This window comes from Epilithonimonas caeni DSM 17710, assembly GCF_000426465.1.
GTDB classification, from domain to species: domain Bacteria; phylum Bacteroidota; class Bacteroidia; order Flavobacteriales; family Weeksellaceae; genus Epilithonimonas; species Epilithonimonas caeni.
The window spans coordinates 454,189-476,638 of the sequence record NZ_AUFK01000013.1 but is presented as its reverse complement, the minus strand read 5'-3'; the positions used below and the strand labels follow the sequence as shown (position 1 = coordinate 476,638).

The window sequence follows — 22,450 nt, the reverse complement described above, 5'->3', positions numbered from 1 at the left end:
AAGTGGACAATTCATTAACCTTACAATATGTAATTATCGGGCTTGTCGTTTTAACCGCCATCTATGCGATTGTCAGAAAGCTTACAAAAACTTTTTCTAAAAAAAATGATGGAAAAAATTGTGGTCCGGATTGCGGATGTTCTTAGATTTTTAAATCTTTCTTATTCGCCCAAAAAGAAACAATTTCAATTGTTGTTTTATTAATTCTGTAATGAAGTGAGAAATTTTCCAGAACTAAAACTCGTCTAACTTCATCCTTTGCTCCGATTATTACTGCTCCAATCAATGGATTATCTGCTAACAATTTTTCTTTCCTCTCAACTTCAGCAATAATTTTCAGAGAGTAAGAATTAGACTCATTATGATCAATCCAATATTCTAATGTTTCAAAATATAACTTTTCTGCTTCGGGAGTCCATTTTATTTCGAACATAATGCTCTTGCTTTTTTATGAACATCAGAACTGTTGGCAAGTTTGTTTTCGTTAGCTTCATCAATTCCCCTATTGATAGATTGAATTTCTTCTGGAGAAACAGCTATTTTTTCTTCAGACACTTTTTCAAATGAGAATTTCATTCTCTTCAAAAGACTTTCCAATAAGCTTGCTTCTTCTTGATTTGCAGGATGTATGATAAAGGCGTTCATAATTTGCTTTTTACAAAGTTATAAATAATTATCAATTATATTTTTTCGAATTCTTAATTTTCCAAATCAAACTCCATTTGTATTATTCAATATAAAAAAAGTCACTAATTTCGAGAATTAAAACCCATAAATGCGGATTCTTATTACTATTCTCCTCAACTTTTGCATTTTTACATTTGCACAGAATGACAGCATCAATAATAAAGTTATTTCCTACGATGACAAAATTATTCTTCGCCTTAATTTCGATACAAACATTGATAATTATGTCATTTCTTCCAAGGGATTAGATATAAAACCAAGACTAAATCTCAATAATAAAATCAATACCACTTTTGGACTTGATTATAAAATCATCAGTGTGGCGATTTCTTTCGCCCCGAATTTTCTGCAAGGGAATAATAACGACCTAAAGGGAAAAAGCAGTTTTACTAATTACACTTTCAGGTTCTTTCCAAAAAATATTATCCAAACACTCTCTTATAAAAACAGCAAAGGTTATTATATCAGCAATACTCGGGACTTCGTAAACAATTGGCAAAAAGGCAAAGATCCTTATTTGACTTTTCCAGATTTGAGGATTCAGAGTTTTGGAGGATCAACTTCCTATATTTTCAATAAGAATTTTTCGCTCAAAGGAATTTATTATCAAAAAGAATGGCAGGAAGCGAGCAGTGGAAGTTTTGTATCGTCTCTTAATTATGAATATGTTCTTTTTTCCAACAATCTGAATTCCATAAAATCCAGAGAACATCAATTGGATCTGAGTTTTGATGTTGGTTATCATTATAATTATGTTGTTACAAAGCATTTCAATATTGCCCCATTTGTCTTTGCAGGATTAGGAAAAAAATGGAGCAGCTACAAAGCTGACATCACAAAAGACGAAAAAGAAAAACAAAATTTTTTCACTCAGAGTTTCGGTGCCGGTCTTCATTTAGGCTATAATTCTGAGAAGGTCTTCTTCGGTTCCAAATTCAATTATTCTGGCAGTCATTATGATGATAATGGTTCTAATATTATCAATAATAATTTCTATGTTCTTTTATTTTTCGGTTATAGGTTAAACGCTCCTTCAAAAGTAAAAAGGGACTATGAAAAAATTCAGGATAAAATACCTGAGCTTTAATGAAATTTTAAAAATCAAAACGACTTCTTTTTAATACATTTGCATTCGGAAAAACCTTAAAAATTTATTAAATGTCATTAATAAAATCAATCTCCGGAATCCGAGGAACTATCGGTGGAAAAGTAAATGATAACTTGACACCGCTGGATGTTGTGAAATTTGCTTCGGCATTCGGGACTTGGCTTCAGAATAATAAAAATAAAAAAGATCTAACCTTAGTTATTGGTCGCGATGCGAGAATCTCCGGTCAGATGGTCTCTTCTCTTGTGGCTTCTACATTGCAAGGTTTGGGAATCAACGTTGTCGACTTAGGTCTTTCTACAACTCCCACTGTTGAAATAATGGTTCCTGAGCTGAAAGCCGACGGTGGAATCATCCTCACAGCTTCTCACAATCCGAAACAATGGAACGCTTTGAAGTTATTGAACGAGAAAGGCGAATTCATCAGCGGAGAAAATGGTGCAGAAGTTTTGGCTTTGGCAGAAAATGAAGATTTCGATTACGCAGAAGTTGACGATTTAGGAAAATATGAAACGAGAGATGATGCTTTTGACATTCACATCAAACAAATTCTTGATTTATCAGCCGTTGACGTTGAAGCGATAAAAGCTAAAAAATTCAAAGTTGTCCTTGACGCCGTAAATTCTACGGGCGGGATTTCTATTCCTCCTTTGTTGGAAAAACTCGGCGTTGAAGTTGTGAAGCTTTACTGCGAACCAAACGGTCAGTTTCCTCATAATCCTGAACCTTTGAAAGAACATCTTGGCGACATCTGCGAATTGGTCATCAAAGAAAAAGCAGATATGGGAATCGTGGTTGATCCGGATGTTGACAGATTGGCTTTGATTGATGAAAAAGGCGAAATGTTCGGAGAAGAATACACATTGGTTGCCGTTGCGGATTATCTTTTGAAACTTAAAAAAGGGGCTGCCATTTCCAATCTTTCTTCAAGCCGTGCGTTGAGAGATGTTGCTAAAACACATAATTCAGAATATTTTGCAAGTGCTGTTGGAGAAGTGAATGTTGTGACCTTAATGAAAGAAAAAAGTGCCATAATCGGTGGTGAAGGAAACGGTGGGATCATCTACCCGGAGCTTCATTATGGAAGAGATTCTTTGGTTGGAATTGCATTATTCTTGACTCATTTAGCCAAAGAAAACAAAACTGTTTCTGAGCTGAGAGCCACTTACCCAAGTTATTTTATGGGTAAAAAGAAAATCGAATTAACGCCGGAAATCGATGTTGATGCGCTTTTAATCAAAGTTCAGGATGAATTTAAAAATGAAGACATTTCGACAGTCGATGGTGTGAAAATAGATTTTGCTGAAAATTGGGTACATCTCAGAAAATCCAATACAGAACCGATTATCAGGATTTATACCGAAGCATTTTCTCAGGAAGAAGCGGATAAACTTGGAGACGATATGATTGCGAAAATCAGAAGTTTGATATAAATTAAGGAAGCAAAATTTGCTTCCTTTTTTATTTTGAAATATTTCGGGGATATTAATATTCCATCTTCCTCAGCTTCTTAGAAGTCGCTCCGATAAACAACGCCGTCAAAACAGTCATTGTTCCCCCAAAAACTACGGAACGTACAACGCCCATTAATTTGGCAGTCAATCCACTTTCAAACTGTCCCAACTCATTACTTGACATTATAAAAATAGAATTCACGCTCAGAACCCTTCCACGGATTTCTTCCGGTGTTTTCAACTGTACAATCGTTCCACGAATCACAACACTGATGCCGTCCAACATTCCGCTCAAAACTAAGAATGCAAAAGATAACCAATAGAGCTTTGACAAACCAAATCCTATAATACAAAGACCAAATCCGGAAGCCACAAACAATAGAATCTTTCCCTGATTCTTTCTAAGCGGGACCAAGGAAAGTGTAATGATAATAAGCATCGAACCAATATCAGATGCCGCATTCAGAAGACCAAAACCTTCGGAACCAACCCTCAGAATATCACTCGCAAAAACCGGAATCATCGCCACCGCACCTCCGAAAAGTACCGCAAACATATCCAGCATTTGTGCCCCAAGAATTTCCTTGGTTTTATAGATGTATGCCAGGCCTTCTTTCATACTTTCGAAGACTTTTACATCTTTATTTTTATTTTCAGACGGCTGTTTGTTGATGGTCCAGAAAAACAGCGAAGCAATTGTCATACTGCAGACAATCACTACCAAAGTCCATTTTATCGTAATCATTGCAATTAGAAAACCTCCCAATGCGTGACCAGAAACTGAAGCTATCAAGAACGTCGCCTGATTCAGTGTCACTGCGTAGGGAAGATTTTCCTGCTTCACAATCCTCGGAATCATACTTGGAACAAGCGGTCCAAGAAACGAACGGCAAATCCCCGTAAAGAAAATCACACCATAAATAAAGTAAGTAATCTCATGTCCCGTAAAATGCATCCTGTGACCTAGAAAAGCTGGAATCAAAAGCAGACTTATCAAAACTACATAAGCATAATTACAAATGAGTAAGAGCTTTTTCTTTTCATTCATATCAATGATATGACCAGCATAAAGCGCACAGGAAACTGCAGGAATTACCTCAGAAAGTCCAATTAATCCAATTGAAAAAGGGTCTTTCGTCAATTGATAAACCCACCAGCCAAGCAAGGTTGCGAGCATTCGGAATGCGATGATAAGGAAAAATCTCCCTGTAAGAAGATGTCTGAACTCTATATTTTTTAAAACCCGAAGCGGTGTGAATGAAACCATTATGCAAAAATAGCTGATAGCTTCCAACCGGCATTCGATTTTTCAGCAAATTATTCAGAAAAGATATTTTTTAGGAGCTTAATTCCGCTATCCGTTGCAATCTTTTGCCTTTCCTTATATCAAAGAAAAGCAAAAGGATTTCCACTACAAAAACAAAATTTCGACGATTCTATATTTAAAAGTACAAAATAGAGAGTCATCGGGGCTATGGATTTTGTCCGTCGGTAGAGATTCGGCAACATCAATTGACATTTCCAAATTCTAATATTTTTAGTTTCTTAGTAATAGTAATAATCGGGAGAGCTGTTATTAACCAACGAAATGATCAATGCAACAAACGCCGTCATACCAGCAGCCGAACCTACAACTATGGCTGTAGTTCCGCCAGGATTATTTTTCTTGATCACTCTGATATCATTTTTCGCAATGTTCACTTCTTGATTATTAGCAATTCCCACAATTTTATTTTCTTCCACAGCTGAAACTCTGGCTTTATATTTAGGTTTGCCGTTTTCGTAAAAAGTATATTTTTTCCCAGCCTGAATTGCTGAAAAATCGTCCTTGTTCACACTATTCCTGTAGATGGTTGTCGTACACGATTGCAATAGTAGAAATAAAGCAATAATAAAAGAGAAAGTTCTCATTGTAAATTTAGTTTTTCCAAATATAATGCAATTTTTCTATCATTTGCAAGCCTTGGAATCTTATTTTGTCCACCCAATTTGCCTTCAGACTTTGCATAATCATGAAAAGCATTTTTCTTCAGTTTTGTAATTATCAAAGGTTGAAGAATATTTCCGGAAATCAAGTCGTCATAATAAGTATTCCTTTTTCGTAGTTGCAAATCCAATTCGGATTTGAAAGCATCAAAATTTTCCGGTTCCTTTTCAAACTCGATGAACCATTCGTGATAAGGCAAACCATCCGCTGGATTCACTTGTGGCGCGAGATGGAATTCTGTAATCTGAGCCGGAAATTTCTCTACCGTTGCTTTCAAAGCTTCTTCCACTTCGAATGCAATCACGTGCTCGCCAAAAGCAGAAGTGAAATGTTTTGTTCTTCCGGAAACCAAAATTCTGTACGGATCTTTATCAATAAATCTTACAACATCCCCAATCGAGTAAGCCCAAAGTCCGGAATTGGTGGTCAGAATCAAGGCATAATCTTTATTAAGTTCGATATCTTTCAGTGTTAATCTTTCTGCATTTGGTTTTCCATATTGTTCTAATGGAATGAATTCGTAGAAAATCCCGTGATTGGTCAAAAGCAATAATCCATCTTTTTGGTAATCATCCTGAAATGCAAAAAAACCTTCTGAAGCCGGAAAAGTCTGAACAATATCAACAGGTTTTCCCAGCAATTCGTTCATCTTGTCCCGATAAGGTTCGTAGTTGACACCGCCCGTAATAATGAGTTGAAGATTTGGAAAGATTTCTGTTATTTTTTTCCCATGTCGGTCAATCAATTTTTCAAAATACATGATTAGCCAGGGTGGAATCCCGGAAATCAAAGTCATATTTTCGGTCTCTGTTTCTTCTACGATTTTATCGACTTTGGTTTCCCAATCTTCGATGCAATTGGTTTCCCAGCTTGGCAGCCTGCTTTTTTGGAGATAATTCGGGATATGATGTGCGACGATTCCTGATAATCTTCCGGTTTTTATTCCATTAACTTCTTCCAATTCCGGAGAACCCTGCAGGAAGATCATCTTACCACCAACGAAATCCGCATTGTTTTTTTTCCCGATGTAATGGAAAATGGCGCTTTGTGCGGCTGCAACTTGAAAAGGCATTGCTTCTTTGGAAATCGGAATGTATTTTGAGCCCGAAGTTGTTCCTGAAGTTTTGGCGAAATATTCCGGCAAGTCTGGCCAAAGGATTTTGGATTGTCCTTTTTTTACTTTTTCAATATATGGTTTCAAATCTTCGTAATCCGAAACAGGAACATTTTTTTGGAAATCTTCAATCGATTTTATGGATTCAAATTGATGTTCTCTCCCGAATAATGTTTTCTCAGCTGTCTTTACCACATCCAAAAGTAGTTCCAGCTGATCTTGAACAGCATTGCTTTTAAAACTCTTGGATTTTGTGATATGTTGTTTGGCCCAGATGAGCGCAATATTTTTCTTGATGAAATTTAGCATTGATGAAATTTTCAATTGTCAAATTTAGAGTTTTCTTGTGTAAAAGTTGTGTATATGCATATTTTTTAAACGCAAAGTTCGCAAGGGTTTTTAGTTATTTTTAAGGACGCAAAGGCCGTAAAACTTAACAAAGAAAGACTATGATAATAGAATCCTCTTTTTAAAACCACATCGTTGATTTTCTAAGGAATGACAGAAGCGTTTTTTGTGTTGAAAGTTTATATTTCATGTTGGATATGCAGCCCGACTTGAGCGGAAATCCTTTTTTGCTTGTTCTCAAATTCTATTTTATCTGGAAACTTTCTGCAAAAAAGATTGGGAGCCCTTCGACAAGCTCAGGATAAACTACAGGCTGATCAAGCTGCCCAAATGAACTGTAATGAGTTGAATGTAAAATATTTGATTTTATATTTGTATTTCCTATAGATTATTCTTACTTTTGCACCTCGAATAATTATAAAAATCTATAAACAATGTTTGCAATTGTAGAAATAGCAGGGCTTCAATACAAAGTTGAGCAAAACCAAAAGTTGTTTGTGAACCGTTTGAAAGGAGATAAAGGAGCGAAAGTTTCTTTTGATAAAGTTCTTCTTACTGTAAACGGCGCAGTAACTGTAGGTGCCCCGGCTGTAAACGGTATCGCCGTAGAAGTAGAAATTCTTGACCACGTTCAAGCTGACAAAGTAATCGTTTTCAAAAAGAAAAGAAGAAAAGGTTATGCTAAGAAAAATGGTCACAGACAACAATTAACTCAAATCCAGATTGTTTCTATCACTGGTTTTGACGGTGCGAAAAAAGAAGCTAAAAAAGCCGCTCCTAAGAAAGCTGCTAAAGCTGAAGTAACAGAAACCAGCGAATCTGCTGAATAATTTTTAATCCAAAAAAGCTTAAAATAAAATGGCACACAAGAAAGGAGTTGGTAGTTCCAAAAACGGTAGAGAATCTCACTCTAAAAGATTAGGTGTTAAGATTTTCGGAGGTCAGGACGCTATTGCTGGAAACATCATTATCAGACAAAGAGGTACTCAACATCACCCAGGTGAAAATGTTGGCATCGGTAAAGATCATACTTTGTTTGCATTGGTTGACGGTAAAGTAGTTTTCAGAAAGAAAGCAAACAACAGGTCTTTTGTATCTGTTGAACCAAACGCATAATCAACAGCGTTTTATAAAATAAAAAATCCCGACTTTTCAGTCGGGATTTTTTATTGTTTATATCTTAGAAATTTAAAGCGATTCTAATTGTTCTTCTGTAAACTCCATATTGTGAAATACATTCTGAACATCATCGTCTTCTTCGAACCGTTCCAACATCTTCATGTTAGCTTTAAATTGGTCTTCTGTCATCCCTTTGGTATTGTTCGGAATTCTTTGTAATTCGGCGCTTTTAGCTTCAATTCCAAGCTCGTCTAATTTATGAGACAATGAGCCAAAATCTTCGAAAGCGGTTGTAATCATTACTTCTTCATCATCTTTCTCTACATCTTCTGCTCCGCCATCGATCATTTCCATTTCGAAGTCATCCCAATCCATTTTGATTTGGGTCAAATCAATTGTGAAAATACCTTTTCTATCGAATATAAAAGCCAATTCTCCATTCTTCCCAAGGTTGCCATCAAACTTATTGAAAATGGCTCTTACATTGGCTACAGTTCTTGTAGGGTTGTTTGTTGTACATTCTACAAAAAAAGCTACTCCACCTTGTCCATATCCTTCGTAGGTGATTTCTTCATAGTTTTCCGCATCTGCACCACTTGCCTTTTTGATTGCTCTTTCAACATTATCTTTTGGCATATTGGCACCTTTTGCATTTTGGATGCATCTTTTGAGCGCCGGATTGGAGTCTGGATCAGGACCGCCTGCTTTTACCGCCAAAGCGATATCCTTTCCTATCTTTGAAAATGTCTTGGCCATCTTATCCCATCTGGCCATCTTTGAAGCTTTTCTATATTCGAATGCTCTTCCCATTACAGTTTTTATTTTATATTACAAAAGTACTGAAAACTGAAAACAAAAAAAATACCTCCAACAAAATTGGAGGTATTTATATTTAGAAAATTAATTATTCAAATTATTTTTTCTTTTTAGCTGGAGCTTTTTTCTTAGCTGGAGCTTTTTTCTTAACTTTTACTGGAGTTGGATCTTCGTAGTCTCTTTTCTTAAGAGCATTCCATTGAGCCGCATCTTCAACAGCAGTTACAACAACTTTTCTGTCTACCTGTCTTTCAGCATCTGAAGCCGTAGCTGGAACAGTTGCTTTAGCCTTACCAACACCAATAGATTTAAGAGCGTTAGGATCTACACCTCTAGAATCTAAAGCAGCAACTACAGAAGCAGCTCTTTGTCTAGAAAGTTTCAAGTTATAAGCTTCTGATCCTTTAGCATCTGTTCTACCTTCTAATAGATAGTTACCACCGTCTTTTTTAATTAACTCAGCAGCAGCATCTAAAGCTCCTTTAGACTCAGCTTTGATTGTAGCTTTATTGAAATCGAAGAATACACCTCCAAAACTTTGCTCTAATTCTTTAGCTGTTTCTGTTTTAGGTTTAGGACAACCATTGTATTTAGCAAGTCCAGGAACTGTAGGACAAGCATCATCTTTATCTAAGATTCCGTCGCCGTCTGTATCTGGCCAAGGACAACCTTTGTTTTCTGCTGGACCAGGAACGTCAACACAAGCATCATCTTTGTCTAATACTCCATCACCGTCTGTATCTGGCCAAGGACAACCATTGTTTTCTTTTGGACCTGCTACATCTGGACATTGATCATCTTTATCTGGAACTCCATCACCATCGGTATCAGGACATCCTTGGAATTCTGGTAAACCTGGCGTATCAGGACAAGCATCTTCCTTATCTGGGATTCCATCCTTATCTCTATCTGTGTTACCGAATCTGAACAATAATGAAGCTGAGGCTTGCCAGAAGTTAGCAACATTAGATTTGTCAACAGGAGTAGTAACATAGTCTCCCTGAACACCTAAACCGAAGTTTTTAGTTACCCATAGATTAATACCAGCACCTGTACTAACTGTAAAGTGGTTTGCTTTTCCAGTTAGATCGCCATCTTCATTATAAGAAGCTTGAACTTCTCCTGATTTAGTATCAGTTGCTGGGAAAGACAATCCTGTATAATCATGTCTCAAGTAGTTAGCACCAACTCTCAAGTAAGGGTCGAACCAAGATTCTTCATCCCACAAAAGACCAGCTGCTTTGAACTGCACCCCAAGACCAGTTTGAAGGAAAAATTCTTTGTCCATAGCAAATCTCTTATTCTCAACATTCCCCACAGTAGTTTGCCAGTCAAGTACGATACCTTTGCTAAGGCTTCTTGCAACTGTCAATTTAGAAAGTGGTGGTGTAATTGAATATTTGGAAACACCAAACAAGTTCTCTTTAAAATTGTTGAATGACCATGTATTGCTGAAATTACCTCTCTGAGCAACGTGATTCACTCCATGAGCACCTACTCCAATAACCCACGGGTTGGAAGTAGTTTGTGCGAAAACAGTAGAGGCCACAGTAAGCGCCAATGCTGAAATTCCTAATTTTAGATTTTTCATAGAATTAAATGATTAAATAATTGATAATGCAAAATAAATATAATTTTTCTTTATAAACAAAGTTTTTTTAGTTTTTCTTTAACAATCGCTGGATGTTAACTTTATTCTCTCTATCTTTTATTGCCTCTCTTTTATCATAGAGTTTTTTCCCTCTGGCTAAAGAAATGAGCAATTTTGCTTTTCCATTATTATTGATATAAAGCTTTAATGGGATTATAGTATTCCCAACATCCTTTAACTTTTTTTTAAGTTTTTGCAATTCGTAATTATGCAGTAGCAACTTCCGTTCCCTTTTTGTTTTATGGTTATAAAAAGTTCCTAATTTGTACTCATCTATCATCATATTAATAACATACAATTCATCATCAATGAACTGACAGAAGCTTTCTGTGATGGATGCTTTGGAGGAACGCAGTGATTTTATTTCGGTGCCGGTTAATACGATTCCGGCTTCATATTCATCCAGAATTTCATATTCGAACCGGGCACGTTTATTAAGAATATTGACAGATTTTTCTATTTTAACTTTCATTTGGAAGTTTAGCTTTTTCAAAGGTCAAACGTAAATGTGTCTAAATTAATGATAATTATTTACGGATTTGACCATTGCGATTTCATATTATAAGTATTTGCGGACACTTCACTATCCCAACTTATTTTCGTATTTTTGCAACAAATTTACAAAACTATATGTTAACAGTATCTAATTTATCATTACAGTTCGGGAAGAGGGTTCTCTTTGACGAAGTTAATATAAAATTCACGAAAGGAAATTGTTATGGGATCATCGGTGCAAATGGTGCCGGAAAATCTACATTTCTCAAAATATTAAGCGGAAAACAGGAACCAACTTCTGGAAATGTATCTTTGGAGAACGGCAAAAGAATGTCCGTTCTTGAGCAGGACCACTTTGCTTATGACAACTTCACGGTTTTAGAAACCATTCTTAGAGGAAACAAGAGACTTTTCGATATCAAAGAAGAGATGGATGCGCTTTATGCCAAAGAAGATTTCTCCGATGAAGACGGGATCAAAGCTGGTGAATTGGGTGTTATCTATGACGAAATGGGCGGATGGAATTCTGAGGCCGATGCGCAGACTTTGCTTTCAAATGTTGGTATCACAGAAGATATGCATTATCAATTGATGGGTGAACTAGAAAACAAAGACAAAGTAAGAGTTTTGCTCGCACAGGCCTTGTTTGGTAATCCTGATGTTCTGATCCTGGATGAGCCTACCAATGATTTGGATATTGCAACGATCGCTTGGCTGGAAGATTTCTTGGCAGATTATGAGAATACGGTTATCGTAGTTTCCCATGACCGTCACTTCTTGGATACAGTTTGTACGCACATCGGAGATTTGGATTATTCTAAACTTAACTTATATACAGGTAACTACTCTTTCTGGTACCAGGCTTCTCAATTAGCAACGAGACAAAGAGCCCAGGCTAACAAAAAGGCGGAAGACAAGAAGAAAGAACTACAGGATTTCATCGCGAGATTCAGTTCCAACGTGGCGAAAGCTAAGCAGGCAACTGCCCGTAAGAAGATGATTGACAAGTTGAATATCGACGATATCAAACCTTCTTCCCGTCGTTATCCGGCAATCATTTTTGATGTGGAAAGAGAAGTTGGAGACCAGATTCTAGATGTAAAAGGTCTTGAAAAAACAAAAGACGGTGAACTGTTGTTCTCAAACGTTGACCTTAACCTTAAAAAAGGAGACAAAGTTGCTGTTCTTTCAAGAAACTCACTGGCAATTACTGAGTTTTTCCAAATTCTTTCCGGAAATGCAGAAGCTGACAAAGGTGCTATTGCCTGGGGGGTTACGACCAACCAATCTTATATGCCTTTGGACAACACAGATTTCTTCCAAGATGACCTTAACTTGGTAGACTGGTTGAGACAATTCACAAAGAATGATGAAGAGCGCCATGAAGAGTTTATGAGAGGTTTCCTGGGAAGAATGCTTTTCTCTGGGGACGAAGCGCTTAAGTCTTGTAAAGTTCTTTCCGGAGGTGAGAAAATGCGTTGTATGTTCAGTAGAATGATGCTTCAGAAAGCCAACGTTCTTCTTTTGGACGAACCGACCAACCACTTGGACCTGGAAAGTATTACAACATTGAACAACTCGTTGAACAACTTCAAAGGAAACATCCTGTTGTCTTCCCATGACCACGAATTGCTGGGAACGGTCTGTAACCGTATCATCGAATTGACGCCGAAAGGAATCATCGACAGAGATATGACTTACGATGAATATCTATCGGACAAAAAAATCAAAGAATTACAAGAGCAGATGTATTCTTAATTCTTTAAAAAAATAATTAAAAAAAGCATTTCGAAAAAACTCGGAATGCTTTTTTTTGTTTGGAAATTGTCTTTTTATTTTGGTGGGAGCTTTATTTGTTTTGACGGATGGCTTGTTCATTTTGGCGGATGACTTGTTTGTTTTGTCGGAAGGCTTATTTGTTTTGGAATCAGGCATTCATATTTTTTAATCCGAAAAGAATTAAAAATAATTCAATAACTTAATTAGTCTTTTTTCTAATTTTAGAGAAATATATAAGCCTTATGAATTCATTTAAATATCTTTTGATTCTGCTGATTCCGTTTCTGGGATTATCACAAACCAAAGATTCCCGTTATCAGCCAAAACCTTACGTGCAGCTCAAACATCCGGAATGGAGCAAAAATACTACGATCTATGAAGTCAATATCCGACAATATACCAAAGAAGGCACTTTCAAAGCGTTTGAAAAACATTTGCCGAGACTCAAAAAAATGGGTGTCAATATTCTTTGGTTGATGCCAATCCATCCGATTGGAGAAGAACACAGAAAAGGAAAACTGGGAAGTTATTATTCTGTAAAAGATTTCAAAGGTGTGAATCCAGATTTCGGAACCTTACAGGATCTAAAAAACTTAATTGACAAAATCCACACAATGGGAATGTACGTTATCATCGATTGGGTGGGGAATCATTCCGCCTGGGACAATCCTTTGGCCAAAGAACATCCGGATTGGTACACAAAATCCAGAGAGGGTAATTTCCAGCCGACCCCCTGGTATGATTGGGATGATGTCATTGATTTTGATTATAACAACCCTGACTTCCGGGAATATATGACCGGTGCTCTGAAATATTGGGTAAAAGAAGCCAATATCGATGGTTACAGATGTGATGTTGCCGGTTTCATCCCGGTTGATTTCTGGGAAAATGCAAGAGAGGAACTTGACCAGATCAAGCCAGTCTTTATGCTGGCAGAATGGGAATCGCGTGACCTTTACAGAAAATCGTTTGATATGACCTACTCCTGGACACTTTGGGACAAACTGAAACTCGCAACAACCGGCGGAAAAGGTGCCAATGCGTTATATGAATATATGGCACACGATGTTGGAAGTTTTCCTTACGATTCTTACCGAATGTTATTCACGGATAATCACGATAAAAACTCTTGGGAAGGCAATCAGTTTTCTAATTTTGGGAAAGGATTGGAAACAGCTATGGCACTTTGCGGAACAGCCAACGGAATGCCCTTGGTCTACAGTGGACAAGAAGCTGGGCTGGACAGAAGTCTTGCGTTTTTTGAGAAAGATGAAATCGTTTGGAAAGACCACAAATTCTATGGAATGTATCAGAAGTTATTTGATCTGAAGCATAAAAACCAAGCGCTTTGGAATGGGAAATGGGGCGGAGAAATGATTCGAGTAACCAATGATCAGATGAATGATGTTTTATCTTTTTATCGTGAAAAGAATGACGACTCAGTCCTATCTATTTTCAATTTCTCGGATAAAAGCCTTCCAACTTCCGTTGATACCAAATATTATTTCGGACAATATCGAGAATTATTCACCGGAAAAATTTTTAATATCAATTCTGAAAAGACAACTATCAACCTGAAACCTTGGGAGTATTTGGTTTTAGTAAAGTATTCAAATCACTAAAAGGCAGATTCTGCAAATTTGTTTTTAATACTAAAATTTTTAATTATAATAAAAACTCAGCTTCGTTTTATACGAGGCTATTTTTATCTGCATAATTCAGCTTGAAGAAAATAAAGGTCATTATCGAGAAGGCCAAGAGCGAACTTCCCCCGTAACTGAAAAACGGCAAAGGAATCCCAACAGTCGGGAAAAGCCCCATTACCATCCCAAGATTGATGGAAAAGTGCATTAATAAAATAGATGCAAAACAATAGCCAAAAACCCGATTGAATGTTGATTTTTGATTTTCTGACAGATAGTAGATCCGACCAATGAAAACCGCATAACAGAGGATCAAGATCGTGCTACCAAGAAACCCCCATTCTTCTCCAACGGTACAAAAAATATAATCGGTCTCCTGCTCTGGAACGAACTTACCCTGCGTTACCGAACCTTGCTTATAACCTTTTCCTTTCAATCCGCCAGAACCGATTGCCGTTTTAGAATATAGCAAGTTATAGCCTGAAGTATCCCGGAAGGCTTTTTCTCCTTTGTATAAAACCTCAACTCTTTCACGCTGGTGCTTTGGAAGTTTGGTCAGAATGTAAGGTGACCCGTAAGACAACGCACTCAGAATCCCAACCGTGAGGACAATCGCAACAATATACATGACATTTCCTTGAATCGTATAAAAGTTGAAAAACACAAAAATAGCCGCAATGATGAGAATTGCAATCACAACATATAACGGATCGACTGCGATCGAAATGAGAAAAACAGCTGCAAAAATAAAAATCACACCAAACAACCATCCAGAAAGTCCCTCTCTATAAAGCGCCATTAAAAAAGCAAAAAACACCAATAATGAACCGACATCCGGGATCATTAGAACGACAACTCCAGGAATCGCAACAATGGCCAAAGATGTATACAGTACTTTCTTATTCTTGAGATTAAAATCCGGATTGGAAACATAATTTGCCAGCATAAGAGCTGTCCCGATCTTTGCAAACTCCACAGGCTGCATCGTGAATCCTCCGAATTTGTACCAGTTTTTCTGTCCAAGAATTTCTGTTCCGAAGGGAAATAACCCAATTAAAAGCAAAACTCCCCCCACATAAATGATGGCTGACATATTCTCGAAGAACTTGGTTCTCATAAAGAAGATGATCATCCCAACGAAGCAGGAAATCCCGAAGAATATCAGCTGCTTTTGTCCCAACTCTGACTTTACACTATAAATATTAAGAATTGCAAAGGCACATAACAGAACATATAGCGTCATTCCTAATTTATCAATCCCTTCTGCCCACTTCATTTTACTTTGGATTTTAGAGGTTTAACTTTTGAACTGTCTTTCTTTAATTTTTTATCTTGAATAGCCTTCAGGCTGTCTTTAATTTTCTTAAGCTGAACAGAATCTTTTGGCGGTTCTTTGTACCAACCCTTCCGCTTCATATCAGCAATGTACTGTCGCTTATATTCTGGCATAAAGCTGGAAGTAATCATTTTTTTGTAAAGATGTTCTCTTTTCAATTCTCCAGTGATATATTTTTCAGCGATCGTTGTACAAGCCGGCCCTGCCCAGGTTGCTCCAAATCCAGCGTGTTCCATCACCGCAGCTACAACAATCTTTGGCTTGTCGGCCGGTGCAATCAAAACAAAAATTGAATTGTCTTTTCCTTGCGGAACCTGAGCTGTTCCTGTCTTGGCCAATTGCGTAAAATCTTTTGACATAAGACTTCTCCCGGTTCCTCTCAGCATTACCGCTTCCATCCCTTGAAGTACAACATTATAATAATGAGGGTTCTGAACCAAAGTCATATGCTTTTTCTTGAATCTTGGGTCGGGATTTGGTTTTCCGTCAATAGATTTGACAACGTGAGGCGTATAATACCAGCCTTTGTTTGCAATAGCAGCTACGAAATTGGCCATTTGCATCGGTGTCAAAAGAACATCGCCTTGTCCCATACCATTATATATAGCTCCAGTCGGCATCTCGTCCCAGTTTTTATAATCTGTCCGTTTAGAGCCACTCGCTTTATAAATGGATTTCATTCTTTTTTCATAGAATTCTCCGGAAGGAATTCTTCCTTTTGCACCGACAGCTAAGTCATTATTAAGAAATTCACCGACGCCAAAACTATTGATGATTTTCTTCCATTCGTCCACGCCTCTTGAAGGATTTCCCGGATACTTTTTTATAATTGCTATATAAGCATATGTAAAATAGCAGTTACTGGAAACTTGTATAGAAGGAATCAACGGATCTGCTCCACCGTGACCTTTTATACTTTTCCCACGATAAAAGAATCCTCTTCCACAGGGAAAAATAGTTTTATCCGTCATCACACCCATTTCCATCGCTGCCAAAGCTGTCAGCAACTTGAATGTTGAACCTGGAGGATAAGCTGCCTGAACAGAACGGTCAAAGGTTGGCTTGTTTTCGTAGATTGTATCGTTCGCTAATTTGTAAAGATTTCTGGATTTGTTTGGTCCTGTAAAAAGATTCGGGTCGATGTCTGGACCGGTTGCCATTGTCAGGATTTCTCCATTGTTTGGATCAAGGGCAACGATTGCACCATGTTTATTGACCAACATTTCCTCCGCCATTCTCTGCAAATCGTAATCGATGGTCAAAGTCAAATCTTTTCCGGTAACAACTTCTTTGTCAAGCTCTCCGTTTTTGTAAGAACCAATACTTCTCTGGCGAATATCTTTTTGGATATACTTCATTCCTTTTTCACCTCTGAGCTCTTTTTCATAAGCTTTTTCTATCCCGCTTTTCCCAACAATATCTCCAGGCAAATAATATAAAGAATCTTTCTTAATATCATTATCATTAACCTGATTGGTATAGCCTAAAAGATTTCCTGAAGTATTAATTTCGTATTGTCTTTGAGGTCTTGGAACAATTGAAAATGCCGGATATTTGAAAATCAATTCCTGAATTCTCGCCATATCTTCACGACTCAGATTTTTCATAAAGGTCATTGGCGTAAGTTTAGAATAATATTTTTCCTTCTCAATATTTTTCATCGTTTTGATGAAATCAGGTTTGGAAATATTCAATAACTTACAAAAACCAAGTGTATCGAAATCTGGCTTAAGAAGTGCCGCTGTATATGAAATCTCAAACGCTGGCTGATTCCCCACAAGGATTTTCCCGTTTCTGTCAAAGATGACACCTCTTGGTGGGATTACATATTCGATTTTGATTGAGGTATTGGCCGCATTAAGTGCATATCTGTCAGTAAACAGTTGCAGATAGGAAAGCCTTGCAATAAAAATTAATGCAATGATGGAAAGTGCGAGAATGATTTTGAGATACTGTGATTTCATATGTGTTTTTCTATTTTTTAGAGGACATATGCAACCTCAATGTCAAAGAAAATAGGGTTGGTTTTTTTTATACACATTTTTCGGTTTTCAGACTTTTTGCTTTATTTTAAATGCTAATGTATAGGCTAATATAAATACAAACGAGATTATACTGGTTACTATTACATTAAATAAAATTTCAAAAAATCTATCGAATTTAAAAAACTCGATGTATTGTACCAAAAATTGGTGGATGAAAATACTGGTTATGATAAAAAATATGAACTGAGTCCATTGGATACTCTGGAAAGAAAAGAAATCCGTAGTCGTATCCGTTGAAGTTCTGAATATGATTGTTCTAAAGTAAGCAATAACTGTCGTTGCAAAAGCATTGATTCCCCAAGTTCCCAAAAATGCATCTACACATAATCCCAATAGAAAACTCAATCCAAGAAATTGGAATTGATTTCGAAAAAACGGATAGAACATTACAAATACAGGATAAAGCACAGGAATGTATTGCCCAAACAAAGCAATCCTGTTCAGGATAAAAACCTGAAAAGCTGTAAGTATTGCTATTAAAAGCAAGTCTGATGCAATGTTTCTACTGACCATCTTTTTTAATTTGAGCCTTTAAAGTATCATCTATTTTCTGAACCTCCGATTTTTTAAGATTTCTTACAACATAAACCGTACTTAATCTCCCAATTTTTTCACTAAGCTCCACAGAAACATCCCAGAATCCTGTCTTGCTGTCAACCTGATAGCCGGCAACAGTTCCAACCAAAATCCCTGCAGGGAAAATTGAAGATTTTCCATCTGTTACAACAGTATCACCAACTTTTAGTGGAACATATTTCGGAATATCAGAAAGTGTCATTGTTCTGGAATCATCACCTTTCCAAGACAGCGTTCCAAAATAACCGGACTTTTTAAGAGAAGCACTGATCTTGATTTTATTGGTACTCAAAACCGATTGAACCAAAGAATAATTATCCGTTGTATTGATGACGATTCCGGCAATTCCCCGTGGTGCGATCACACCCATTTTGGAACTTACGCCTTGCAGACGTCCCCTGTTAATTGTGAAATAATTATCTTTTCTGTTTATAGTATTGTAAACAACTTCGCCATCAACGAACGTATAAATCTGTCCGCCACCGATTGTATCATAAACTCTTCGGAAAACAGGCTTATCTAGTTTTTCTTTTCCATAAAGTTCTTTCATCAAGGCTTTGTTCTGAACAACAAGGTCTTCATTGATCTGCTTTAATTTCAAATAGGAAGTTCCTTCATCGATATAACCGGAAACCCACGAGTTGAAAGCCGCCGTTTTTGCCGCCAGGAAACTTTGCTGCATAGCATTTTTGCTGAATATCAGTACAATTGCAACCAATTGCAGGAAGACGAAGAACACAAATAATGCATTCTTGGAAAAAAATCTCAGCAAAGCACCCATCTAAAAAAGACCTCGAAAAAAATTAATTATTTGATAAGGAAATTGAATTTATCCATATTTTTAAGAGCAATCCCTGTTCCTCTTACAACCGCTCTCAATGGGTCTTCTGCCACGAAAACAGGAAGCCCGGTTTTTCTGTGAAGCCTGTCTGCCAAACCTCTCAAAAGAGCACCACCACCAGCAAGATAGATACCTGTTTTATAGATATCCGCAGCCAATTCCGGAGGTGTCAAAGAAAGAGTTTCCATCACAGCATCCTCGATTCTGATGATTGATTTATCAAGAGCTTTGGCAATTTCTTTATAATTGACCATAATCTCTTTTGGCTTCCCGGTAATCAAATCACGACCCTGTACAGGAATATCATCAATCGGAACATCCAATTCTTCAACTGCAGAACCGACTTCTAATTTGATTCTCTCCGCCGTTCTTTCCCCGATATATAAATTATGGTGCGTTCTAAGATAATAGGCAATATCATTGGTGAAAACATCACCTGCAATTTTCACAGATTTGTCACAAACGATTCCGCCAAGCGCCACTACAGCAATCTCTGTTGTACCACCACCTATGTCGATAATCATATTACCTTCCGGCTTCTGAACATCAATACCAACTCCTATTGCAGCAGCCATTGGTTCATAAATCAAACGAACCTCTTTTGCATTAACTTTTTGAGCAGAATCTCTTACCGCTCTTTTTTCAACTTCGGTAATTCCGGATGGGATACAAATAACAATTCTGAGTGCGGGTTGAAAAAGCTTTCCTTTGATGCCCGGGATTTGCTTGATAAATTCCTTGATCATATGTTCGGAAGCGTGGAAATCTGCAATCACACCATCCTTCAATGGGCGAACTGTTTTAATATCCTCATGGGTCTTCCCTTGCATATGTTTTGCCTGTTCCCCAACAGCAATCGGTTTGCCGGACGAGCGCTCTATCGCCACGATAGAAGGCTGATCCACAACGATCTTGTTGTTATGTATGATTAGCGTATTCGCTGTACCCAAGTCAATCGCAATCTCTTGCGTAAACATATCCAATATACCCATTTCCGTTCAATAATTGTTAAGTTGACAAAGATAGGAATTTAGACTTATTCTATAGATTGAATTAAAAATATTTTGGTTAAAATTTCCTTAAAATTTCATATCGAATAATTACTAAAAATTCCAAAATTCAGGTTCAAACAAACCTATCATATTAAAACTTCAAAAAGAGGAATATATTGTTGGAAATCTACTTATAATTTTCAGAAAACTTATAGATTTTATCAATTTTCCAAAATGATATTCAGAAACAGTCTTAGTTTTAAAAATTGTAAATTTGCAAACTGAAAATGAGTCTAAAAAATAAATTTCATCAAACTTCTGATTTCGCCGTTCTAAGCATTAGTTATGAAAAAGCCGATGCTGAAACGCGTGGAAAATTTGCGTTCTTCGATGACCATGTCAAGTCTTTTGTCAACCAAATCCATGAGCAGGATTACGGCGATGCTTTTGTGGTTTCCACTTGCAACAGAACCGAAATTTATTCTACGACGAAGAATTATCTTCACATTGCAGAACTTTATTGTGACACCGTCGGCGTTTCTCTTTCAGAGTTTTTAAAATATGTGAACGTTCTGCAGAGAGAAGATGCACTTTTCCACCTTTTCCGTGTTGCGGCAGGTTTGGAAAGTCAGATTATCGGTGATTTTGAGATTGTTTCTCAAATCAAGAACGCGTACCATCGATTCAAAAAATATAAAGATTTTTCTAATCCGTATTTGGAAAGAGCGATTAACTCATCGATCCAGATTTCGAAAAGAATTAAGAATGAAACCGGGATCAGTACAGGTTCCGCTTCGGTCTCTTATGCGGCGGTCCATTACATACTGAATAATACAAGACACATTCACGAGAAGAACATTTTGCTTTTGGGTGTTGGAGAAATCGGACAAAATACAATTGAAAACCTTGTAAAACATATCTATCAGCCGAAAATCAAAATTGCCAATCGCTCTTTTGAAAAAGCTGAAAAAATTGCTGATAAGTACAATATTCCGCAAATCGATTTCAATCTGTTTCCGGAAGAACTTAAGCAAACCGATGTGCTGATTGTTGCAACAGGTGCTCAAAAATTTATTATTGACGAATCCAATTTTCCTAAAGATAAAGAAATGCTGGTCATCGATCTGTCTATTCCAAATAATGTTCAGAAAGAAATCGGGAATTGGGAAAATGTCACATTGATTGATGTTGACCAACTTTCGCAAACCATCAAAGCAACGATGGAACAGCGCAAGAAGGAAATTCCAAAAGCAGAAGGCATCATCAAGGAAATGGCTAAAGAATTTGTAGATTGGGAAAAGAAAAGAAAATTGGCGCCTCAAATCAATCAGTTCAAAAATTCTCTGAAACAGATTGAAGAAAACGAGATGCACAACATTCATAAGAAATTCCATTACGCAAAAATCGAGGATATGGAATTATCTAACAATCTGGTGCAGAAAATCACAAACCGTTTTGCTAAATATATTCTGGAAAACCCATCTCGAGCAGACGAAATCACAAAAATAATGGAGGATATTCTGGACATTCATAAACAAGAATCCGATGAACAAAATAAGAATAGGAACAAGAAATAGTCCACTTGCACTTTGGCAAGCGCACGAAGTTGAATCAAAGTTAAAGAATCTTGGTTTCGAAACTGAGATTGTTCCTATCGTAAGTTCCGGAGACAAAAATCTTGACCAACCGCTTTATGCATTGGGAATTACCGGAGTTTTCACAAAAGATTTGGACATTGCTTTATTAAATAAGGAAATTGATATTGCCGTTCATTCTCTGAAAGATGTTCCGACTCAGTTGCCGGAAAACATTCAGATTTCTGCGGTTTTGGAAAGAGATTTCCCGGAAGATGTTTTGGTTAGAAATAATGATGCGGAACCATTGGACTTGAACGTTTTGAAAATCGCAACCAGCAGTTTGAGAAGACGCGCGTTTTGGTTGAAAGATTTTCCTGAAACTGAATTCACGGATATCCGAGGAAATGTTCAGACCCGTTTGAAAAAACTGAATGACGGAATCGCTGATGCCACAATATTTTCTTTGGCTGGAATCAAAAGAATGGATCTGGATATTAATTACGAACAAATTCCGTTCTTATTGCAAGCGCCTTCGCAAGGTGTTGTTGCGATTGCAAGCCTGTCTGATAACGCAGAATTGAACGAATCTCTAAAATCGATTTCTCATAAAGAAACAGAAATATGTGTAACGATAGAAAGAGAATTTCTGAAAACTCTGGAAGGCGGTTGTACAGCTCCGATTGGTGCAAAAGCTGAAATGCTTGACGGACAAATCAGATTCCTCGGAAGACTTTGTTCTCTTGACGGGAAAAACTGCATCGAAACTGATGAGATTTTTGACTGGAACAACTCTGAAAACTTTGGAGAAAAAATCGCTTTGGAAGTTTTGAAAAACGGAGGAAAAGAATTGATGGATGAAATCAGAAAAAGCTTATAATTTTT

General features: G+C 37.1%; 22 protein-coding genes. 9 read left to right on the top strand and 13 right to left on the bottom strand.

Going from position 1 to position 22,450, the window contains the following annotated elements; all coding sequences use genetic code 11:
- Nucleotides 1–2 precede the first annotated feature (2 nt).
- Complete coding sequence (locus tag K319_RS21905; RefSeq protein WP_084403416.1) at nucleotides 3–146, top strand: FeoB-associated Cys-rich membrane protein; 144 nt, start codon at nucleotides 3–5, stop codon at nucleotides 144–146.
- Here K319_RS21905 and K319_RS0107810 read toward each other — a convergent pair.
- Both K319_RS0107810 and K319_RS0107805 read right to left on the bottom strand, forming a co-directional pair.
- Nucleotides 143–433 carry a type II toxin-antitoxin system RelE/ParE family toxin gene (locus tag K319_RS0107810; RefSeq protein ID WP_027383152.1) on the bottom strand — a complete coding sequence of 97 codons (291 nt, stop codon included), beginning with the start codon at nucleotides 431–433 and terminating at the stop codon, nucleotides 143–145. The genes K319_RS21905 and K319_RS0107810 overlap by 4 nt on opposite strands.
- The gene (locus K319_RS0107805; RefSeq protein ID WP_027383151.1) at nucleotides 421–645 is read right to left on the bottom strand and encodes a DUF2683 family protein; all 225 of its coding nucleotides are present in this window, start codon (nucleotides 643–645) and stop codon (nucleotides 421–423) included. The genes K319_RS0107810 and K319_RS0107805 overlap by 13 nt, the downstream gene beginning before the upstream one ends.
- A 130-nt stretch (nucleotides 646–775) precedes the next feature.
- On the opposite strand from K319_RS0107805, the gene K319_RS0107800 reads away from it, so the two are divergent.
- Together K319_RS0107800 and glmM are read left to right on the top strand one after the other, a co-directional pair.
- The gene (locus K319_RS0107800) at nucleotides 776–1,774 is read left to right on the top strand and encodes a DUF4421 family protein (protein WP_027383150.1); all 999 of its coding nucleotides are present in this window, start codon (nucleotides 776–778) and stop codon (nucleotides 1,772–1,774) included.
- Nucleotides 1,775–1,845: 71 nt separating this feature from the next.
- Nucleotides 1,846–3,228 carry a phosphoglucosamine mutase gene (gene glmM, locus K319_RS0107795; protein ID WP_027383149.1) on the top strand — a complete coding sequence of 461 codons (1,383 nt, stop codon included), beginning with the start codon at nucleotides 1,846–1,848 and terminating at the stop codon, nucleotides 3,226–3,228.
- Nucleotides 3,229–3,280: 52 nt separating this feature from the next.
- Here the strand turns inward: glmM and K319_RS0107790 are convergent, their stop codons facing one another.
- The 3 genes from K319_RS0107790 to K319_RS0107780 form a co-directional block, all read right to left on the bottom strand.
- Nucleotides 3,281–4,516, bottom strand: a complete 1,236-nt coding sequence (locus tag K319_RS0107790; RefSeq protein ID WP_027383148.1) for an MFS transporter — start codon at nucleotides 4,514–4,516, stop codon at nucleotides 3,281–3,283.
- 278 nt (nucleotides 4,517–4,794) lie between these two features.
- Complete coding sequence (locus tag K319_RS0107785; protein ID WP_027383147.1) at nucleotides 4,795–5,160, bottom strand: hypothetical protein; 366 nt, start codon at nucleotides 5,158–5,160, stop codon at nucleotides 4,795–4,797.
- Nucleotides 5,157–6,659, bottom strand: a complete 1,503-nt coding sequence (locus K319_RS0107780; RefSeq protein ID WP_027383146.1) for a GH3 auxin-responsive promoter family protein — start codon at nucleotides 6,657–6,659, stop codon at nucleotides 5,157–5,159. Before K319_RS0107780 ends, K319_RS0107785 begins: the two co-directional genes overlap by 4 nt.
- Before the next feature lie 473 nt (nucleotides 6,660–7,132).
- Between K319_RS0107780 and rplU the strand changes: the two genes are divergently transcribed.
- Together rplU and rpmA are read left to right on the top strand one after the other, a co-directional pair.
- The gene (gene rplU / locus K319_RS0107770; protein ID WP_027383145.1) at nucleotides 7,133–7,528 is read left to right on the top strand and encodes a 50S ribosomal protein L21; all 396 of its coding nucleotides are present in this window, start codon (nucleotides 7,133–7,135) and stop codon (nucleotides 7,526–7,528) included.
- A 28-nt stretch (nucleotides 7,529–7,556) separates the two neighbouring features.
- Nucleotides 7,557–7,814, top strand: a complete 258-nt coding sequence (gene rpmA / locus K319_RS0107765; RefSeq protein WP_027383144.1) for a 50S ribosomal protein L27 — start codon at nucleotides 7,557–7,559, stop codon at nucleotides 7,812–7,814.
- A 72-nt stretch (nucleotides 7,815–7,886) separates the two neighbouring features.
- On the opposite strand, the gene K319_RS0107760 is transcribed toward rpmA, so the two are convergent.
- From K319_RS0107760 to smpB, 3 genes are all read right to left on the bottom strand, one after another.
- Nucleotides 7,887–8,627, bottom strand: coding sequence for a YebC/PmpR family DNA-binding transcriptional regulator (locus tag K319_RS0107760; RefSeq protein WP_027383143.1), 741 nt, complete (start codon nucleotides 8,625–8,627; stop codon nucleotides 7,887–7,889).
- A 103-nt stretch (nucleotides 8,628–8,730) separates the two neighbouring features.
- Nucleotides 8,731–10,224, bottom strand: a complete 1,494-nt coding sequence (locus K319_RS0107750) for an OmpA family protein (protein WP_027383142.1) — start codon at nucleotides 10,222–10,224, stop codon at nucleotides 8,731–8,733.
- A gap of 67 nt (nucleotides 10,225–10,291) precedes the next feature.
- Entirely contained in the window at nucleotides 10,292–10,756 is a 465-nt protein-coding gene (gene smpB, locus K319_RS0107745; RefSeq protein WP_034671522.1) for an SsrA-binding protein SmpB, read from the bottom strand.
- Between the two features lie 158 nt (nucleotides 10,757–10,914).
- Between smpB and K319_RS0107740 the strand changes: the two genes are divergently transcribed.
- Together K319_RS0107740 and K319_RS0107730 are read left to right on the top strand one after the other, a co-directional pair.
- Nucleotides 10,915–12,537 (top strand): ABC-F family ATP-binding cassette domain-containing protein, encoded by a 1,623-nt coding sequence (locus K319_RS0107740; protein ID WP_027383140.1) that lies wholly within the window; start codon nucleotides 10,915–10,917, stop codon nucleotides 12,535–12,537.
- A gap of 263 nt (nucleotides 12,538–12,800) precedes the next feature.
- A complete protein-coding gene (locus K319_RS0107730) occupies nucleotides 12,801–14,180 on the top strand; it encodes an alpha-amylase family glycosyl hydrolase (protein ID WP_084403415.1) in 1,380 nt (459 codons plus the stop codon).
- Between the two features lie 67 nt (nucleotides 14,181–14,247).
- On the opposite strand, the gene rodA is transcribed toward K319_RS0107730, so the two are convergent.
- The 5 genes from rodA to K319_RS0107705 all read right to left on the bottom strand — a co-directional run bounded on the left by rodA (nucleotide 14,248) and on the right by K319_RS0107705 (nucleotide 19,991).
- Entirely contained in the window at nucleotides 14,248–15,477 is a 1,230-nt protein-coding gene (rodA, locus tag K319_RS0107725; protein WP_027383137.1) for a rod shape-determining protein RodA, read from the bottom strand.
- Complete coding sequence (locus K319_RS0107720) at nucleotides 15,474–17,501, bottom strand: peptidoglycan D,D-transpeptidase FtsI family protein (RefSeq protein ID WP_027383136.1); 2,028 nt, start codon at nucleotides 17,499–17,501, stop codon at nucleotides 15,474–15,476. Before K319_RS0107720 ends, rodA begins: the two co-directional genes overlap by 4 nt.
- An 87-nt stretch (nucleotides 17,502–17,588) precedes the next feature.
- Entirely contained in the window at nucleotides 17,589–18,095 is a 507-nt protein-coding gene (locus tag K319_RS0107715) for a hypothetical protein (protein ID WP_027383135.1), read from the bottom strand.
- The gene (mreC, locus tag K319_RS0107710; RefSeq protein WP_027383134.1) at nucleotides 18,085–18,939 is read right to left on the bottom strand and encodes a rod shape-determining protein MreC; all 855 of its coding nucleotides are present in this window, start codon (nucleotides 18,937–18,939) and stop codon (nucleotides 18,085–18,087) included. The genes K319_RS0107715 and mreC overlap by 11 nt, the downstream gene beginning before the upstream one ends.
- Nucleotides 18,940–18,965: 26 nt before the next feature.
- Nucleotides 18,966–19,991 (bottom strand): rod shape-determining protein, encoded by a 1,026-nt coding sequence (locus K319_RS0107705; RefSeq protein ID WP_027383133.1) that lies wholly within the window; start codon nucleotides 19,989–19,991, stop codon nucleotides 18,966–18,968.
- Between the two features lie 287 nt (nucleotides 19,992–20,278).
- On the opposite strand from K319_RS0107705, the gene hemA reads away from it, so the two are divergent.
- Together hemA and hemC are read left to right on the top strand one after the other, a co-directional pair.
- Nucleotides 20,279–21,568 (top strand): glutamyl-tRNA reductase, encoded by a 1,290-nt coding sequence (hemA, locus tag K319_RS0107700; protein WP_027383132.1) that lies wholly within the window; start codon nucleotides 20,279–20,281, stop codon nucleotides 21,566–21,568.
- Nucleotides 21,537–22,445 carry a hydroxymethylbilane synthase gene (gene hemC / locus K319_RS0107695; protein WP_027383131.1) on the top strand — a complete coding sequence of 303 codons (909 nt, stop codon included), beginning with the start codon at nucleotides 21,537–21,539 and terminating at the stop codon, nucleotides 22,443–22,445. Before hemA ends, hemC begins: the two co-directional genes overlap by 32 nt.
- Nucleotides 22,446–22,450: the final 5 nt, after the last annotated feature.

What these genes read in the sequence shown, in the direction of transcription:
- K319_RS0107750 (WP_027383142.1), bottom strand. Translation starts at nt 10,224, where the DNA reads ATGAAAAATCTAAAATTAGGAATTTCAGCATTGGCGCTTACTGTGGCC.
- hemC (WP_027383131.1), top strand. Translation starts at nt 21,537, where the DNA reads ATGAACAAAATAAGAATAGGAACAAGAAATAGTCCACTTGCACTTTGG.
- K319_RS0107740 (WP_027383140.1), top strand. Translation starts at nt 10,915, where the DNA reads ATGTTAACAGTATCTAATTTATCATTACAGTTCGGGAAGAGGGTTCTC.
- K319_RS0107800 (WP_027383150.1), top strand. Translation starts at nt 776, where the DNA reads ATGCGGATTCTTATTACTATTCTCCTCAACTTTTGCATTTTTACATTT.
- K319_RS0107790 (WP_027383148.1), bottom strand. Translation starts at nt 4,516, where the DNA reads ATGGTTTCATTCACACCGCTTCGGGTTTTAAAAAATATAGAGTTCAGA.
- rpmA (WP_027383144.1), top strand. Translation starts at nt 7,557, where the DNA reads ATGGCACACAAGAAAGGAGTTGGTAGTTCCAAAAACGGTAGAGAATCT.
- K319_RS0107760 (WP_027383143.1), bottom strand. Translation starts at nt 8,627, where the DNA reads ATGGGAAGAGCATTCGAATATAGAAAAGCTTCAAAGATGGCCAGATGG.
- glmM (WP_027383149.1), top strand. Translation starts at nt 1,846, where the DNA reads ATGTCATTAATAAAATCAATCTCCGGAATCCGAGGAACTATCGGTGGA.
- K319_RS0107805 (WP_027383151.1), bottom strand. Translation starts at nt 645, where the DNA reads ATGAACGCCTTTATCATACATCCTGCAAATCAAGAAGAAGCAAGCTTA.
- rplU (WP_027383145.1), top strand. Translation starts at nt 7,133, where the DNA reads ATGTTTGCAATTGTAGAAATAGCAGGGCTTCAATACAAAGTTGAGCAA.
- K319_RS0107780 (WP_027383146.1), bottom strand. Translation starts at nt 6,659, where the DNA reads ATGCTAAATTTCATCAAGAAAAATATTGCGCTCATCTGGGCCAAACAA.
- mreC (WP_027383134.1), bottom strand. Translation starts at nt 18,939, where the DNA reads ATGGGTGCTTTGCTGAGATTTTTTTCCAAGAATGCATTATTTGTGTTC.
- K319_RS0107705 (WP_027383133.1), bottom strand. Translation starts at nt 19,991, where the DNA reads ATGGGTATATTGGATATGTTTACGCAAGAGATTGCGATTGACTTGGGT.
- K319_RS0107720 (WP_027383136.1), bottom strand. Translation starts at nt 17,501, where the DNA reads ATGAAATCACAGTATCTCAAAATCATTCTCGCACTTTCCATCATTGCA.
- K319_RS0107730 (WP_084403415.1), top strand. Translation starts at nt 12,801, where the DNA reads ATGAATTCATTTAAATATCTTTTGATTCTGCTGATTCCGTTTCTGGGA.
- K319_RS0107785 (WP_027383147.1), bottom strand. Translation starts at nt 5,160, where the DNA reads ATGAGAACTTTCTCTTTTATTATTGCTTTATTTCTACTATTGCAATCG.
- K319_RS0107810 (WP_027383152.1), bottom strand. Translation starts at nt 433, where the DNA reads ATGTTCGAAATAAAATGGACTCCCGAAGCAGAAAAGTTATATTTTGAA.
- hemA (WP_027383132.1), top strand. Translation starts at nt 20,279, where the DNA reads ATGAGTCTAAAAAATAAATTTCATCAAACTTCTGATTTCGCCGTTCTA.
- smpB (WP_034671522.1), bottom strand. Translation starts at nt 10,756, where the DNA reads ATGAAAGTTAAAATAGAAAAATCTGTCAATATTCTTAATAAACGTGCC.
- K319_RS0107715 (WP_027383135.1), bottom strand. Translation starts at nt 18,095, where the DNA reads ATGGTCAGTAGAAACATTGCATCAGACTTGCTTTTAATAGCAATACTT.
- rodA (WP_027383137.1), bottom strand. Translation starts at nt 15,477, where the DNA reads ATGAAGTGGGCAGAAGGGATTGATAAATTAGGAATGACGCTATATGTT.